The 351-nt window shown below is 62.4% G+C and carries 1 protein-coding gene; it reads left to right on the top strand.

All coding sequences use genetic code 11. The annotated features are described in order from the left end of the window. Window positions 1–351: sugar phosphate nucleotidyltransferase (locus AB4Z35_RS31435; protein ID WP_442101358.1), on the top strand; the 351-nt coding region annotated here is incomplete at both ends.

Below are 351 nucleotides of genomic sequence, written 5' to 3'. Positions count from 1 at the left end.
ATCCAGTACGCCGTGGAAGAAGCCATGGCCGCCGGCATCACGGAAATGATCTTTGTCACGGGCCGCTCCAAGCGCGCCATCGAGGACCATTTCGACAAGGTGTACGAACTGGAAATGGAGCTGGAGGCCAAGAACAAGCAGGCCCTGCTCGATGTGGTGCGTTCGATCAAGCCTGCGCACGTGGAGTGCTACTACGTGCGCCAGCCCGAGGCCCTGGGCCTGGGCCACGCCGTGCTGTGCGCGGCCAAGCTGGTCGGCGACACGCCGTTCGCGGTCATGCTGGCGGACGACTTGCTCGACGGCGACGTGCCGATCATGAAGCAGATGGTCGACGTCTATAACCACTACAAC

The organism is Pseudomonas sp. KB_15 (genome assembly GCF_052114525.1).
Taxonomy (GTDB): domain Bacteria; phylum Pseudomonadota; class Gammaproteobacteria; order Pseudomonadales; family Pseudomonadaceae; genus Aquipseudomonas.
The sequence above is the reverse complement of the archived record's forward strand: the minus strand, read 5'-3'. Positions and strand labels throughout refer to the sequence as shown.